Genomic DNA, 13,915 nt, shown 5'->3' on the forward strand with positions numbered 1-13,915 from the left:
TTGTTCAGGAGCCTCCAGCAAAGGTGGCTGGCAGCCTGCTCATAGGGCTTGCGATGAAATGCCTGCTCTTGATCGCTGTCCTGACCACCCCCGCAGGGGCTTGGGCTTCAACGCTGCTTTACTCCCATACCGGCGCGGCCAATCCTACGACTGAGGGTTGGATCCGCACATCCACCACCACCGTCGTGGCGGAAGCTTTCGATGACGATGGTCGCGACGTCTGGCGGGTCTATGATCCGGGCCTTAGCAGTGGCGGCACCAGCCTGACTTACGCCGCCGTCATGAACGCAACCTTGGCGAGTGCCACGATGGCCTCCGGCTGGGATCTTTCCGCCACCCTCAGCATCCCCACAGATGATCCCAGCATCGGCAGCGCCATCGGCACAGACAGCAATGCCTGGGTAGGGCTCATCGTGAACGAGACCCCCACCAACCGCCGCGCCTGGGCCCTGATGTTCGGGCGTGCAGCCAATGGTGACACTTTGGTGGCTGCCTACGGGGTATCCGGTACGCGCACGCTTTCCCCTGGCTATCACGACTACAGCCTCATTTATGATCCGGTGACCGCCCTGGCGACCATCACCATTGATGGCGAAGTGTGGAAGACCTATTCGGGATCCAGCATCGCAGGGAACGGGACACAGCAGGTTTACTGGGGCGATAACAATGGCCAGGCCACCATCATCCCACCCCGCACGGTCTATTACGAGTCCATCCAGTTTTCCACTGTGCCCGAGCCTTCCCGAATGCTGCTTCTCGGTCTCGGTGTGATCCCCTCCATCCTGCGCCGCAAACGCCGTTAGATTTCCTGGCAATCTGGTTTTTCCCGCCCTTGCCCTGACGGCGGGCCTTTTCACAGTGAAGTCATGCCAGACATCTCACCTGAAGCCGTCATCACCCTCATCCTTCAGCACCAGATTGTGGAAACAGACGAGGCCCTGATGGCCGATGCGGACCTGTTCGCCAAAGGGCTCGACTCGATGGCCATGATGCAGCTCATGCTCCATCTGGAGCGGGAATTCGGCGTGCGCATCTCGCCTGCCGACATGACGCGCAATCACTTCGCCACCGCCCGGGTGCTCGCCGGCTGGCTTTCCCACCCCAACCGCAGCGCCGCATGACTCTGGAGGCCGATGTCATCGTGGCAGGCGGCGGCAGTGCAGGGCTGGCCGCCGGGCTAGCCGCCGCGCGCGCCGGAGCACGCACCGTGCTGCTGGAGCGCCAGACCAAGCTAGGAGGCATGGGCACCCATGCCCTCGTCCATACTTTCTGCGGCCTCTTTCACCCGGATGTCTCCCAACCCTGGGCCTGGCTGAATCCAGGCATCTCCATCGAGATCGGCCAGACCATGATGGAGCGCACCGGACAAACAGCCCCGGACCTGATGGGCAAGGTTTACGTCTTACGCCAGCACCCCTCCCTCTATGCGCTCATCGCCGATGAACTCTGCCGCGCCGAGCCAAATCTCACCATCCTGACCGGCACCGAATGGACTGGCCTGGAAAGGGCCGCGCAAGGTTGGCATCTCGAGGTCATCACCCGGGGTGCCCGGAGATCTTTGCGGGCCAAATCTCTCATAGACACCTCCGGCGATGCCACGGGAGCCCGCCTCCTGCAGCCAGACTGGTGCCAGCAGGCCGAGCCCGCCCGCCTCTACCGCCCCGCCTACATCGCCTGCTTTCACGGCGTGCAGGGAGTACACGATGATGGCTGGCGTTTGCAAACCGGCGCGATGATCGTGCGCGCCATCCGCGATGGCCTGCTGCCCGGCCCAGCCATTGGTGCTGCCTTTCGGGACTCCCCTTTCCCTGGCGAAACCTTTGTCACCGTGGATTTGGAAGCAGGTCAGGGCGACTGGGACCCCTTCGATCCCGTGAAGCGTGCCCGGGTGGAGCAAGAAGGCCGCGAAGTGGTGATGGCGCTGTGGAGCCACCTGCGCCAGACGCATCCCGACTTCCAGGCATGCCCGCCCCCCATGCTGCCAGTGAAGGCAGGCATCCGCGAAACGGCGCGTTACATCGGCGACTACGTGATCACCGGAGAGGACCTGGCCACCAGCCGTCGTTTTGAAGACGATGTCGCTCTCGCAGGCTGGCCGATGGAAAAGCGCGAAAATGCCCGCGGCCCCAAGTTTCGTTACTTCGATCAGCACACGCCACCCGGCATCCCCGCACGCTGCCTGCGGCGCCAGGATGCGCCCGGCCTCTTTTTTGCAGGCCGTTGCCTTTCGGCCGATCATGAAGCCCTCGCCTCCCTGCGAGTCATGGGCACCTGCATGGCCACCGGCGAGGCCGCCGGCAAAATGGCGGTGGACTTTGCCTCCCGCTGCTGACATTGGCATGCCCGCATGCGCCTGCTCTGCCTGACGAACCTTTTCCCCGATACCCACCAGCCCTGGCGGGGACTGGACAATGTGACGCTGCTCCACGCCATGAAGGCAGAGATGCCCGAGGCCGATATCCGCGTGCTCTGCATGCGTCCCGGCCATGGCTTCTGGGCAGGAAAAACATGCCCGCTTCAATGCCGTGCTGGGGATGAGTCCCTGCACCCCAGCTACCACTGGACCCCTTACGTGCCCAAATTTGGCGGGCTGAATGACCGCCTCTACTCACTGGCCGTGCGCCGCGCCCTGAAATCACTTCCCCAAGGCTGGAAACCGGAGGCGCTGCTGGTGCCCTGGCTGTTTCCCGATGCCTGCGGCGTCAACCGTGTCCGCGAATTGGAATGGCTGCCACTCTTGTCCGTCGCGCAGGGTTCAGACGTTCATCAATACCTGGACATGCCCCTGCGGCGGAAAGCCATCCTGGCCCTTAGCCAGCGCGCCCACATCATCACTCGCAGCGAAGATCTGCGGCAGCGGCTGCTGCGATCCCAGGCCCCACCGGAAAATGTAAGCACCGTTTACAACGGGGTGGACATCCACACCTTCCATCCTGGCGACAAGCAGGAGGCCAGACAGCGGCTGGGATTGCCCCTTGCACCTAGCACCCTGCTGTTTGTCGGCAATTTTTTGCCGGTCAAAGGGCTGGATCTGCTCATTGAGGCCACTGCCTTGCTCAATCAAAAGACTCCCGTGCATCTTGTCCTCATCGGCAGCGGTCCCTTGGAGCCGGAACTGCGCAGCCTCTGCCAAACGCGAGGGTTGGGGACTGAGCAGGTCACCTTTGCCGGACGCAAAGGCCCCGCCGAAGTGGCACACTACATGCGCGCCGCCGATGCTGTGTGTCTTTCCAGCCTCAATGAAGGAGTACCCAACGTCCTCCTGGAAGCCTTTTCCAGCGGCCGTGCCTTTGTCTCCACCGCCGTCGGCGGCATTTCAGAAATCACCTCCCTCTCACCCTCCGGAGGATTTCTCGTTAAGGGACGCCAACCCGCCGACTATGCCGAGACGCTTCACCAGGCACTATCCCAGCCTCCGAATGAAATCGCCCTAAGCAAGTATGCACAAAGTCATTCTTGGCCCAAATGCGCCCAAACTTATTGGCAGCAGTTGTTTGATCTGAGCAAAAAACTCCGTAACGTAAGGTTATATTTGAAGTAGTACTTATCGAAAGTCCTTCGAATGACCTTCTGTGGCAACACAGTTCTCCCGCTCCATGCTTCTTCCCGGCACAAGTCATTGGATGTCCATCGCCCGTCGCGGCAGTCGCGACGGACTACTTTTCGTGTTCTGCTTTCTTGCAGCGAACTACGTGAGGTTTCAAACCTTTTGGAAACTCGACCATTACCTGCTGCCCATCGGCGTGGGGGCGCTCATCCTCGTCACGGCCTCCTACATCCTGGGCCTGTATTCGGTGGAGTCACGGGGGCGCTCACGCTTTTTTGTCCACGGGCTCTTTTTCAGCCTCGCCTTCCTGGCAGCTTTCATAGCCGTGATCGTGGTCGGTTATGTGGATTTTGGCACCCGGGTGGGGCGCGGCTTTATGCTGCTGGGACTTACGACGGCCTATCCCTCTCTCATGCTCCATCATTGGGTGATGTTTAACAAACATCGCTTTGCCCCAGAGCGCGTGGCCTTCGTGGCAGAGACGCCGAGCGAACTCGAAGAATATCAGTCCCTGCGGGAATTGAAGCCTCGCGGCATTGAAATCGTCGGTCGCCTCTCCGTTCGGGAATCAGACCGGGGTTCGGATGTTCTTGGCCGCCTGAAGCATGCTGGGTCCCTCATCACACGTCACAAGATTGACCGCATCGTTTTTGCCGACTGGCGGCTGGGCGATCCTTACTCGCGCCCGCTGCTCAGGCAGTTGCGCTACTCCGGCATGACCTGTAGTCCGTTGATCAGTCTCTGTGAAGAATACCTCCAGTATGTGCCTCTGCATCTCGTGACCAATGAGTGGCTGATGCACTCGGAAAGCGCACCACGGGATTTCTACTTTCGTAAACTGAAGCGCACCTTTGATGTCCTCACCTCCCTGATGCTGCTCATCCTACTTTCCGGACCGCTTCTGGTCGGGATGGCCATCGTAAAGATCTTCTCCCCGGACGGCCCGCTGTTTTTCACCCAGGAACGGATCGGCCGTTTTGGCAAAAAGTTCAAGATTCTCAAGCTGCGCTCCATGCGCACCGATGCCGAAGTCAACGGCCCACAATGGTCCAGCGGCACCAAGGATCCCCGTGTATTCCCAGGCGGAAAGCTGCTGCGCCAGTACCGCATCGATGAAATCCCCCAGCTCTTCAACATCCTGCGCGGAGACATGTCCTTCGTCGGGCCGCGCCCAGAGCAGCCTGCCTTTGTCACGAAGCTGGCCGAGGAACTCGCCTTTTATCAGGAGCGCCACATGATCCACCCCGGACTCACCGGCTGGGCCCAGGTGAGTTATCCCTATGGGTCCACCACCGACGACGCCCGCTGCAAGCTCGAGTACGACCTCTACTACCTGAAGCACGCAGGCATCGTTTTTGATCTCCTCATCTTGCTCGACACCATCCGCGTCGTCCTCATCGGTGGCATGAAAAAGGAGACACAAAAACCACGCTACCTGGCCACCCCGACCTCCAAGACTACCTCCGTCCCAGTGATGTCCTCCCCCCAGCAAGACGCTGCTGCGGCTGCCTAATCCCACAAGATCAAAGGCCGTCGGCCTTGCCCGGCACGCGTGGGTCATGGGCTGGCACCAGCTTATTCCGCTGGCTGTCCCACATCACCGCCTGACAGGCCCCAAAGGCAGAGGTGCGATCCAGCCTGTGCCCCAAGGCCTCCACTCTCTGAAGAGTCTCCACATCGAATTGGGTCTCGATCTTCAGCTCATCTGGATTCCATTGATGATGAAAACGCGGCTGGGCCAGGGCCGCATTTGGACCCAGGCCATCATCAATCACCCGGCTGATCAACAGCAGCGTTTGCGTAATGATCGTCGGCCCGCCTGCCGCCCCCACACTTAACAGCGGCGCACCGTCCTTGAAGACCAGCGTCGGGCTCATGCTGGAAAGAGGCCGCTTCCCTGGAGCGATGGCATTGGCCTCAGCACCGATGAGCTTGAAGGCATTCGGCACTCCGGGCTGCACAGAGAAGTCATCCATTTCGTTGTTCAGCAGCACCCCCGTCCCAGGGATCACCACCTTGCTGCCAAAGGCGGTGTTGATGGTCTGATTCAGGGCCACCCAGTTACCCTCCGCATCGGCGGTGGAAAGGTGGGTCGTGTGCTTGCCAAAAACATCCCCTTCCCAGCGCGGCGGCGTGTGGTGGGCGGGTACGGGCGTGACATGATCCAGGTCGATTTGACGGGCCAAGTCTGCCGCATAGGCCTTGTCCACGAGGCCCTTGGGCACGGGTGCAAAGTCAGGATCTCCCAGCCAGTGCGCCCGGTCGGCAAAGGCCAGTTTCATGGCCTCCGTCACCACGTGGATGCGGCTGCTTTCGCGAAGATGCCGGAGAGGAAAGTTCTCCAGAATATTCAGGATCTGCGCCACATGCACTCCGCCACTGCTCGGCGGGGGCATGCAGACCAGCTCAAACCCCCGATAGGAAGTGCGCACCGGCTCGCGCTCGATCGCCCGGTAATTCTCAAAATCGGCCACGGTGGCGATGCCCCCATTTTCCTTCATCCAGGCCGCCGTCTTTTGGGCAAACTCGCCTCCATAAAACCACGCCAGCCCCTGATCCGCCACAGCGCGATAAGTCACAGCGAGGTCCTTCTGCACCAGCAACTCCCCCTTTTTTAGTGGAGTGCCATCTGCATGCAGAAAGATGGCCGCTGCCGCTGGAAATCGGCGCAGCTTTTCAGCCGTGGCAGACAATTTCCGCGCATAGACCTCATCCACCGGAAATCCCCTTTCGGCCAGGTCCGCCGCCGGACGTAGCAGATCCGCCAGAGACAGCCTTCCATGCTTTTTCAGGGCCAGTTCATAGGCCCTCAGCGCCCCCGGGATGCCCGGTGCCAGCGCCCCCGTCTTGCTAGCCTCATCATCCACCTTTCCACCGATGACATACATGTCCCGGTGAGCCGCAGCCGGGGCCATTTCACGGCCATCAATTGCCGTCTGGCTTCCGTCCGCCGCCCGGATGACGATGAAACAACCGCCTCCAATGCCGGAATTGTGACCGTCCACCACCCCCAGGGTCAGCGCCGCTGCAATCGCGGCATCCACTGCATTTCCCCCACGCGCATAGGCTGCCGTGGCGGCATCGGTGGCCAAAGGATGAACCGTGGCTGCTGCGAATCGTGCAAAACCTGGTTCCTGACCTGCGGCGGAAAACACCAGTATTCCGACAAAAAAGGAACAAAACAGCAGTTTCATGACACTAAACGTAGCGATTCTATCCACACACGTCCATCCTCCCTCGTGAAATGATTGCAGTCCGCCTCTGTTTTTGTCTTCTCCTGTTCAGCTTCTCAGCCTGCAGTTCGCTGGAGCGTCTCGCCAAAGCGGGGGCCGCCAAACCCTCCCCCTTTCTCGCCCATGGCGCGGAAATGAAGAAGACCCAGGCGAAACACGATCCCTTCCTGCGCGTGTGGCGAAACCCGTCCAAGGAAGCCTGGGCCAAAGCCGAGACCAAAAAGACTCTCTTCATCGCCCCCGTCAATCTTGAGCACCTGCGGCCCATGACCAAGCCGCTCTCAAGGGTGGAAGTGCGGGAAAAATCCCGTCAAAAAGAAGCGAAGAAACTCGCCACCTACATCCACGACCAATTTTCCCAGGCCTTTCGTTCCTCCGCCAATCCTCGCTACCAGCTTGTGGATGCTCCGCAGAAAGACAGCGTGACGCTTGAGATCGCTGTGGTGGAGTTCAACCCCAATTCCATCGCCGCCGGCGTCACCCGCCGTGCCATCAACATCCTGGCCGTACCAGGTGCGGAATCCCTGGTCGGCAGGCCTCTGAAAGGCAACATCGCCATTGAAGGCCGGGTCTACGACCCTGAGCAAAAACAAAGCCTCTACGAGTTTGCCGATGCAGAGCACAACCGCTCCGCCCTCATCCTCTCCGTCCACGACTACAATCCCTACAGTGCCGCCCGCAAGATTGTTCGCGAATGGGCTGGCCAATTTGAGCAGATCACCCGCACACCCGCAGGCGGTCGCGTTAAGGACAGCTCGCCCTTCACTTTGCTCCTGTGGTGATCAATTCCCGCGCTTCAGGTTCAGCCAAGCCTGACGATAGGTAAAGGCAATGGCCAAGATCCCCACTCCCAGCAAGATGGCACGAGAAGGCTCCGGCACTGGCAGCACGTCCGCAGCAACAGTCGGAGTCCACAAAAACTCACCAGTCTTGTCAGTATGATCTGACGCGGCTGTAGCCAAAGTGGCCAAAGCAATCGAGAAAAGCCAGTAAAAGAATGAGCGCATCTGCCTAAAGGTTAAGCAATTTACGCACAAAAATCAAATTTACCTGCGATCTGCAAGATAAAACAATCCACCCACCAAAACGGTTCAACGACGCCACTGGTACATCCAGCGCTCGGAAATCACTTTGTCCCCGTCTTTCATCTCGCACATCATCTCCAGGAGATTGGTTTCATCGGGCACATCCAGTTTAAAAAAGGCCCGCCAGCCACCGGTTTCACGATTGAACATCACCCGCTTGTCCAGAACCTTCGCGTTGCCGTTGCTGACCACCACATCCAGTTCAGGCACCCAGTCGGCAGGTTTTTCCAGCTTCATGCCGCCTTTGGTAAAATCCACGACGTACTCGTGGTCGTCTTTTTTCATCACGAAACCACGGCGGGTGTCGGTGACTTTGCAGAGCAGTCCAGGGAGTTGCTCCTCCAGCCAGGCAAGGCGATATTCGAAGTTGAGCGGTTCCGCCGGGGTCTTCGGCAGTTCTGTCGGACGCCACATGGCCACGATGTTGTCCCAGGTTTCTTCACCCGTGGACAGCTCCACCAGGACGACGGAGCCTTTGGAAAAGCCCTTGATCGGCTCCACCCACACGGCCGGACGCCGGTGATACATGGCTTCTAGATCCTGGAAATTGTTAAAGTCGCGGTCACGTTCGCCCAGGCCGAAGCCTTTCAGCTTGTCCATTTCAAAGACGCTCAAGCGCAGATCCCGGCTCACATCGAGCGGACGCCAAATGGAAGGACCGCCTTCGACCTCGATCTGTAAGCCATCGCTGTCATGCACCTCAGGGCGGAAGTCATAGGGCTTCGGATGGCTGTTTTCGCCGAACCAAAACATGCTGGAAAAAGGGGCGATGCCCAGCATCTCCACAGGCTGGCGCAGAAACAGGGTGGCTTTCACCAGCATGTCTGTGGTCTTGCCGGGTGAAACGTCGAACTGATAAGCCCCGCTGATGCTGGGTCCGTTCAGCAAAGCGAACACGCGAAAATACTTCTGTCCGACCTTGGGCTGCTCAAACCAGAAATGCGTGAAGTCGGGGAACTCCTCCGGCTTGCCGCCGATGGTGTTGACGGCCACGGCACGGGCACTGATGCCATACCCCAGCTCCGTCGTCACGGCCCGGAAGTAACTGGCCCCCATGAAGACCATGAACTCAAACCGCTTGTTCAGCAGGGAGTGCGGTGCCAAAACCCGGAAACCCGAGTAGCCTTCGGGTTTTTTGAACCCTTCAGGCAGCTTCAGGTTGCCGTAGTCAAAGAGGCTCGCGTCAAAGGGAACCTGGGTCGTGGTGACGCCGTTCACATTGAAGAAACCCACAGGCTTCTTGAACATCCAGCCCGGGTGGAAAAACTGCACGCGGTAGGCTTCCTGATTCTCGCCGTAGAGAGACTTGTCCTCCAAAAACCGGATCTGCCGATGCCCATCGTATTTGAGTCCCTCGAAAAACGGATCCAACTGCTGGGAAGGTGCCTGGTAAGGCTTCTGGGCGACCTGCGCCGCCAGCTTTTGCAGCGACTCAAAATCAGTCACTTCTGTCAGGTTCAAGTCCGCCGCGTGAGTGGTGAGACAGACGGCAGTGCAGAGAGACAGGACAAAAGATCCTGAGATACGAGGGGCGATCATAGAAGGGGGCACGGAAGCGCTCTTAGAATGCGCTCTGGCTTCTGGCAGTCAACAGGGGATACAACTTCTCAATCCTCGACGCCAAGGCTGGCTTTCAGCCTTGCGAGCTGGGTCTTCAGCAGTTGGATCTCGATCTCCATGCGCTGTTTCCATTCCTGGTCTTCCGTGCTCAACTGGGGTGCGGCAGCCGGAACAATGATCTCCTCCTGGGGTGCGATGCCACTCGGCTCACCCGTCAAAAGCTGGGCATAAAGGGCCACGCGCCGCCCTGGGCCAGCGGGCAGGCAGGCTACCACGGGCCCTTCCGGGTAACTGATCAACCCCGTCAGTTCTGCCTCCACGCTCTCCAAATCCGGGAAAGTCTGCAAACGTTCTGTGCGCTGGCGCAGTTCCCCCACCGTCTGGGCCCCACGCAGGAGCAGCACTGCCAGCAGGGAGCTACCGGGCTTTTCCAGCCGGGGCAGCTTGCCCTTCAGGTTGTGGCGGAATTTCTGCACCCGCGCCCCGGCCACAGTCACCTGGAAGACCCAGCCGCGTGTCTTCAAGCCTTCCAAGGCACGCTGCACAGTACCCTCGTCCAGGCTCATCACGGGATCCCGGTTGGTGGACTGGTTGCAGGCGGAAACCAGGGCATTCAGCGTCAGCGGATAGTAGTCTGGCAGAGTGATCTCCTTCTCGATCAGGCAGCCGATGATGCGGGCCTCAAGGGCCGAAAGTTGGGGTGTGGAGGCTGGGGCGGTGTCTTCCATGCGGAGGCAAAGGTGGATGGCAATCTGCCAAGCCGCAAGGCTGCGGGGCGCATCCGAAGAATTTCCCTTTGCACCTCAGCGGCGTATCCCGCATACATCCGGTTCCCCGTTTCTTTTAAAACCTACCTGTTCACGCCATGCCCACCTACGACTACGAATGCCAGACCTGCGGACACCAGTTCGAGGCACGCCAGTCCATGAAAGACCCGCACCTCACCGACTGCCCGGTGGAGGCCTGTGCCGGGCCGGTGAAACGCAAGATCGGCCTGGGCTCCGGACTCATCTTCAAAGGCAGCGGCTTCTACATCACGGATTACCGCAGCGACTCCTACAAGGCCGCAGCCAAGAAAGACTCGGCAGGATCCTCCTCTCCTCCCCCCAGCACGCCGGCGAAATCTTAGCGACCTCTAGCGCCACTGGATCTCATTCGTCAGCATCCGGTCATCATCGAAAAGGAAGCGCCCGAGAAAGTGCTTCTTTTCAATGAGCAGCTCCGCCAGCCAAAAGCGGTCATCGGCCCACATTTCATCAAAAGGCAGTTCCTTGAGCGAGGTCCACAGTGGCACTGCCTCAGGTGTTTCATAGGCTTCCCCTTCCCACTCCGTGGCGCGGAAGACATCCACGTGGAGGGCCAGCCCATCCACAAACTGGAACCACAGCTCCCCATGCTTCACGGGGTTCAAGGCCGTGACTCCCAGCTCTTCTTGCGTCTCCCGGATCGCACACTCGGCGGAGGTTTCGCCGGGATCCATCTTGCCGCCAGGGCCATTGATCTTGCCTGCCCCCAGGCCGCGCTTTTTGCGGATCAGCAGCACCCGGTCCCCAGGTTCGTCCACGATGAACATGAGGGTGGCACGGATGCCGGGTTGCCAGTGGGTCCAGTCAGGGGTCATAAGAGAGCGCGGAGGATGGCACGGTGCAGAAAGAATGCCACTGCGATCCACACAGCGGCGCCATCCTCACGCAAAGACAAGACAGGGATGATCAGAGGCTAATGATAGTCTGGATGACATGGGCACCTCCGGGGGGCACCGTCACCACTGCTTCCCCTGCATTGGCCGCCTCTACACACAGAAACTGGTGGTAGGCTTCATCCGGCAGATCCCCGAGACGTTTGGATTTTTCGATCCAGGGATTCCACACCACGGTGGTGCCGCTGCCATTCTTTTCCACGGTCAGCTTCCGGCCCAAAGCCGGATCCTCCACCACCACGGTCCCACCACTGAAGTACTGGCGGTCCACTTCCTGATCAAAGGTGATGTCACCCGTCTGATGCCGCAGGGTGCGTTCACCCACGGTGTCCAGGTAGGTGGTCTCGGCCAGCCCTTTGACCGTGACCTGGGCGATGTCGCCCACCGTCAGGTAAGTGTGCAATGCCTCGGCCACGCTAAACTCGGAACCACTCTTGTTGATGGTCTGCAGGGAGACATCCAGCTTCGCCCCCAGGATCACGGTAAGATGGGCCTCAAACTCAAAGGGCCAGAGTTCATGGGTCGCGGCATCGCTGCACAGCACAAAGGACATCTTCACACCTTCCTCAGATTCACTGGCCTCCATCAGCGTCCAGGGGCGGTTGCGAGCAAAGCCGTGCATGGGTTTGCTGGCATCGGAAGGATGCGCATTGAACCACGGCCAGCAGACCGGGATGCCCCCGCGAATGGGTTTGCCTGGCTCCAGAACGGCCTCGGGGCTGAGATACAGCACCGGGGAGTGACCAGTCGGCGTCCACTCCATGACATGGGCCCCATTGAGCGCCACGCGGGCGGTGCAGGTAGCATGATTGACCGTGAAGGTGGGATAGCCGGGGATGGCTTCGCTGAGCGTGATGGAGGCAGGCAGGGACATGGCAGGCGGGGCTTAGAGGTAACGTTCGAGGATCGGCTTCAGATTGGCGGTCACCGCTTCCGGCCACAGCTTGCGTTCGGTCATGATGGCACCGTCCAAGGCATGGTGCTCAGGCCAGGAGGGCTCCAGAGGAATGCGGGGGATCACCTTGGCGATCACCGCCTTGGCCATCGCCGCATTGGCGGAGACATGGGCCATCACCGCCTCCGCCGTGACGTGGGCTTCATCCGTTTTCCAGCAGTCGTAGTCCGTGATCATGGCGAGCGTGGCCAGAGAGATTTCGGCTTCGCGGGCCAGTTTGGCCTCAGGTAAATTCGTCATGCCGATGACATCGAAGCCGAGCTGACGGTTGGCATTGGACTCCGCCCGGGTCGAAAAGGCCGGCCCATCCATGTTCACATAGGTGCCGCCATTATGTACGCAGGCCCCTGCGGCGGTGGCCTCCTCCGCCAGCAATTCCCGCAGCCCGGAGCTGATCGGATCCGCAAACGCCACATGCGCCACCACCCCGTTGCCAAAAAAGGTGTGATGCTCACGACGGCTCGTGCGGTCATAGAACTGATCCGGCAGCACCACATCGCGGGGACGGTATTCTTCCTTCAGACTCCCCACGGCGGTAACGGCAATGATCCAGCGGACGTTCAGCGAACGCATCGCCCAAATGTTGGCCCGGTGGTTCAGCTCCGTGGGCAGGATGCGGTGGCCTTTCGCATGACGCGGCAGGAAAAAGATGCGCCGCCCTGCATATAGGCCGCTGACGATTTTGTCCGAAGGTGCACCATAAGGGGTGGAGACCTCGATCTCTTCACGGCCTTCGAAGCCTTCGATGTCATACAAACCAGAGCCGCCGATGATGCCAATTGCTGGGGGAAACGCGTCTGCCATGCCGCATCATAGGGTCGGGCGCGCTGCATTCAAGGGACGCGAATGAAAACACACCGTTTCATCGGCCAGGGATGTGCTCTAGATTTCATCATGTCGCTTCCGGACCTGCCCATCACCACGCCCTCCCTGCTGTTTCCGGCCATCTCCCTGCTGATGCTGGCCTACACCAACCGCTTCCTGGCCCTGGCCACCATCGTGCGAAACCTGCACGCCTCCTGGCGCCAAACTCACGATCCGCTGCTGGAGGCCCAAATCGCCAATCTGCGCCGCCGACTCGTCCTCATCCGGAACATGCAGGCAGCGGGCATCATCAGCCTGATTGCTTGCACCGTCAGCACCATGTTCCTTTTCATCAGCCACCAGCCAGGGGGCCAGTTCTTCTTTGCCATCAGCCTGGTGTTCATGATCCTGTCCCTCAGCTTGACCCTGAACGAAGTGGTCATCTCAGGCCGCGCCCTGGACATGCAGCTTAGTGACATGGAAGCTAAAAAGTAAGGAGAAGGGAAGGCGTGGCGAGGATTTGCCTTGATACGCCTATTGCCGTTCATTAAAAGCACCGCTTAATTCCCGCGCACAAAATGGAAAAATCCACTCAAATCAAGATTGTCGCCGTCATTGCCCTCCTCGCAGGCCCCTTCTTTGCCTACAATGGTTACCAGGAAAAAGAACGCCTGGCCAAAATCGAAAAAGAAGGCATCACGGTGGACGGGACCATCGAAGGCGGAGCCTCCGAACGCAGTGGCAAGCGCTCCCGCAGCTACAATTTTGAGGTCGTCTTCACTCCTCAAGGCGGTCCTGCCATCACCAAGAGCTTCCCGGTGACCTCCGATTTCTTTTCCTCCCGTACCCATGAAAGCACCATCACGGACCCGGCCGTGAAAGTTCGTTACCTGGCCGCCGATGTCGAAAACAGCGCCATCATCGTCGGTGGGTCCAAAGACACGACCATCAACCTCATGGTGGGCATCGGTTCCTTTGCCGCCGGCCTCATCACCCTCCTGGTGATGATGTTCATGCGCAAAAGCTAGGCCT

General features: G+C 59.7%; 15 protein-coding genes. 9 read left to right on the forward strand and 6 right to left on the reverse strand.

Annotated features, from left to right (window positions below; genetic code table 11):
* Positions 1-53 precede the first annotated feature (53 nt).
* From ABEB25_RS05310 to ABEB25_RS05330, 5 genes are all read left to right on the forward strand, one after another.
* Complete coding sequence (locus ABEB25_RS05310; protein ID WP_345735343.1) at positions 54-803, forward strand: PEP-CTERM sorting domain-containing protein; 750 nt, start codon at positions 54-56, stop codon at positions 801-803.
* A gap of 63 nt (positions 804-866) precedes the next feature.
* On the forward strand, positions 867-1,121 hold the full coding sequence (locus ABEB25_RS05315) for a phosphopantetheine-binding protein (RefSeq protein ID WP_345735344.1): 255 nt from the start codon (positions 867-869) through the stop codon (positions 1,119-1,121).
* Positions 1,118-2,332 carry an FAD-dependent oxidoreductase gene (locus tag ABEB25_RS05320; protein ID WP_345735345.1) on the forward strand — a complete coding sequence of 405 codons (1,215 nt, stop codon included), beginning with the start codon at positions 1,118-1,120 and terminating at the stop codon, positions 2,330-2,332. The genes ABEB25_RS05315 and ABEB25_RS05320 overlap by 4 nt, the downstream gene beginning before the upstream one ends.
* Before the next feature lie 15 nt (positions 2,333-2,347).
* Positions 2,348-3,541 carry a glycosyltransferase gene (locus ABEB25_RS05325; RefSeq protein ID WP_345735346.1) on the forward strand — a complete coding sequence of 398 codons (1,194 nt, stop codon included), beginning with the start codon at positions 2,348-2,350 and terminating at the stop codon, positions 3,539-3,541.
* Positions 3,542-3,623: 82 nt separating this feature from the next.
* Positions 3,624-5,060, forward strand: a complete 1,437-nt coding sequence (locus ABEB25_RS05330; RefSeq protein ID WP_345735347.1) for an exopolysaccharide biosynthesis polyprenyl glycosylphosphotransferase — start codon at positions 3,624-3,626, stop codon at positions 5,058-5,060.
* Positions 5,061-5,070: 10 nt separating this feature from the next.
* Here ABEB25_RS05330 and ggt read toward each other — a convergent pair whose 3' ends face one another.
* Positions 5,071-6,741 (reverse strand): gamma-glutamyltransferase, encoded by a 1,671-nt coding sequence (ggt, locus tag ABEB25_RS05335; RefSeq protein WP_345735348.1) that lies wholly within the window; start codon positions 6,739-6,741, stop codon positions 5,071-5,073.
* A gap of 50 nt (positions 6,742-6,791) precedes the next feature.
* Between ggt and ABEB25_RS05340 the strand changes: the two genes are divergently transcribed.
* Positions 6,792-7,562, forward strand: coding sequence for a DUF3313 family protein (locus ABEB25_RS05340; protein ID WP_345735349.1), 771 nt, complete (start codon positions 6,792-6,794; stop codon positions 7,560-7,562).
* A gap of 309 nt (positions 7,563-7,871) precedes the next feature.
* Here ABEB25_RS05340 and ABEB25_RS05345 read toward each other — a convergent pair whose 3' ends face one another.
* Both ABEB25_RS05345 and ABEB25_RS05350 read right to left on the reverse strand, forming a co-directional pair.
* Positions 7,872-9,404: an OpgD/OpgG family glucan biosynthesis protein gene (locus ABEB25_RS05345; protein WP_345735350.1), complete on the reverse strand. Its 1,533-nt coding sequence runs from the start codon at positions 9,402-9,404 to the stop codon at positions 7,872-7,874.
* 68 nt (positions 9,405-9,472) lie between these two features.
* Positions 9,473-10,153: a YceH family protein gene (locus tag ABEB25_RS05350; RefSeq protein ID WP_345735351.1), complete on the reverse strand. Its 681-nt coding sequence runs from the start codon at positions 10,151-10,153 to the stop codon at positions 9,473-9,475.
* Between the two features lie 137 nt (positions 10,154-10,290).
* On the opposite strand from ABEB25_RS05350, the gene ABEB25_RS05355 reads away from it, so the two are divergent.
* Positions 10,291-10,554, forward strand: coding sequence for an FmdB family zinc ribbon protein (locus ABEB25_RS05355; RefSeq protein ID WP_345735352.1), 264 nt, complete (start codon positions 10,291-10,293; stop codon positions 10,552-10,554).
* Between the two features lie 6 nt (positions 10,555-10,560).
* On the opposite strand, the gene ABEB25_RS05360 is transcribed toward ABEB25_RS05355, so the two are convergent.
* The 3 genes from ABEB25_RS05360 to mtnP form a co-directional block, all read right to left on the reverse strand.
* A complete protein-coding gene (locus tag ABEB25_RS05360) occupies positions 10,561-11,046 on the reverse strand; it encodes an 8-oxo-dGTP diphosphatase (protein ID WP_345735353.1) in 486 nt (161 codons plus the stop codon).
* A gap of 91 nt (positions 11,047-11,137) precedes the next feature.
* Positions 11,138-11,998: a D-hexose-6-phosphate mutarotase gene (locus ABEB25_RS05365; RefSeq protein ID WP_345735354.1), complete on the reverse strand. Its 861-nt coding sequence runs from the start codon at positions 11,996-11,998 to the stop codon at positions 11,138-11,140.
* 12 nt (positions 11,999-12,010) lie between these two features.
* Positions 12,011-12,883: an S-methyl-5'-thioadenosine phosphorylase gene (gene mtnP / locus ABEB25_RS05370; RefSeq protein ID WP_345735355.1), complete on the reverse strand. Its 873-nt coding sequence runs from the start codon at positions 12,881-12,883 to the stop codon at positions 12,011-12,013.
* 42 nt (positions 12,884-12,925) lie between these two features.
* Here mtnP and ABEB25_RS05375 point away from each other — a divergent pair, with 42 nt between their 5' ends.
* Both ABEB25_RS05375 and ABEB25_RS05380 read left to right on the forward strand, forming a co-directional pair.
* On the forward strand, positions 12,926-13,378 hold the full coding sequence (locus ABEB25_RS05375; protein WP_345735356.1) for a DUF2721 domain-containing protein: 453 nt from the start codon (positions 12,926-12,928) through the stop codon (positions 13,376-13,378).
* A gap of 83 nt (positions 13,379-13,461) precedes the next feature.
* Positions 13,462-13,911, forward strand: coding sequence for a DUF3592 domain-containing protein (locus tag ABEB25_RS05380; RefSeq protein WP_345735357.1), 450 nt, complete (start codon positions 13,462-13,464; stop codon positions 13,909-13,911).
* The last annotated feature ends 4 nt before the right edge of the window (positions 13,912-13,915 follow it).

Origin of the sequence: Prosthecobacter algae (genome assembly GCF_039542385.1) — a bacterium.
GTDB classification, from domain to species: Bacteria; Verrucomicrobiota; Verrucomicrobiia; order Verrucomicrobiales; family Verrucomicrobiaceae; genus Prosthecobacter; species Prosthecobacter algae.

What these genes read in the sequence shown, in the direction of transcription:
- ggt (WP_345735348.1), bottom strand. Translation starts at nt 6,741, where the DNA reads ATGAAACTGCTGTTTTGTTCCTTTTTTGTCGGAATACTGGTGTTTTCC.
- ABEB25_RS05325 (WP_345735346.1), top strand. Translation starts at nt 2,348, where the DNA reads ATGCGCCTGCTCTGCCTGACGAACCTTTTCCCCGATACCCACCAGCCC.
- ABEB25_RS05315 (WP_345735344.1), top strand. Translation starts at nt 867, where the DNA reads ATGCCAGACATCTCACCTGAAGCCGTCATCACCCTCATCCTTCAGCAC.
- ABEB25_RS05355 (WP_345735352.1), top strand. Translation starts at nt 10,291, where the DNA reads ATGCCCACCTACGACTACGAATGCCAGACCTGCGGACACCAGTTCGAG.
- ABEB25_RS05350 (WP_345735351.1), bottom strand. Translation starts at nt 10,153, where the DNA reads ATGGAAGACACCGCCCCAGCCTCCACACCCCAACTTTCGGCCCTTGAG.
- ABEB25_RS05330 (WP_345735347.1), top strand. Translation starts at nt 3,624, where the DNA reads ATGTCCATCGCCCGTCGCGGCAGTCGCGACGGACTACTTTTCGTGTTC.
- ABEB25_RS05345 (WP_345735350.1), bottom strand. Translation starts at nt 9,404, where the DNA reads ATGATCGCCCCTCGTATCTCAGGATCTTTTGTCCTGTCTCTCTGCACT.
- ABEB25_RS05375 (WP_345735356.1), top strand. Translation starts at nt 12,926, where the DNA reads ATGAAAACACACCGTTTCATCGGCCAGGGATGTGCTCTAGATTTCATC.
- ABEB25_RS05365 (WP_345735354.1), bottom strand. Translation starts at nt 11,998, where the DNA reads ATGTCCCTGCCTGCCTCCATCACGCTCAGCGAAGCCATCCCCGGCTAT.
- ABEB25_RS05310 (WP_345735343.1), top strand. Translation starts at nt 54, where the DNA reads ATGAAATGCCTGCTCTTGATCGCTGTCCTGACCACCCCCGCAGGGGCT.
- ABEB25_RS05340 (WP_345735349.1), top strand. Translation starts at nt 6,792, where the DNA reads ATGATTGCAGTCCGCCTCTGTTTTTGTCTTCTCCTGTTCAGCTTCTCA.
- ABEB25_RS05360 (WP_345735353.1), bottom strand. Translation starts at nt 11,046, where the DNA reads ATGACCCCTGACTGGACCCACTGGCAACCCGGCATCCGTGCCACCCTC.
- mtnP (WP_345735355.1), bottom strand. Translation starts at nt 12,883, where the DNA reads ATGGCAGACGCGTTTCCCCCAGCAATTGGCATCATCGGCGGCTCTGGT.
- ABEB25_RS05320 (WP_345735345.1), top strand. Translation starts at nt 1,118, where the DNA reads ATGACTCTGGAGGCCGATGTCATCGTGGCAGGCGGCGGCAGTGCAGGG.
- ABEB25_RS05380 (WP_345735357.1), top strand. Translation starts at nt 13,462, where the DNA reads ATGGAAAAATCCACTCAAATCAAGATTGTCGCCGTCATTGCCCTCCTC.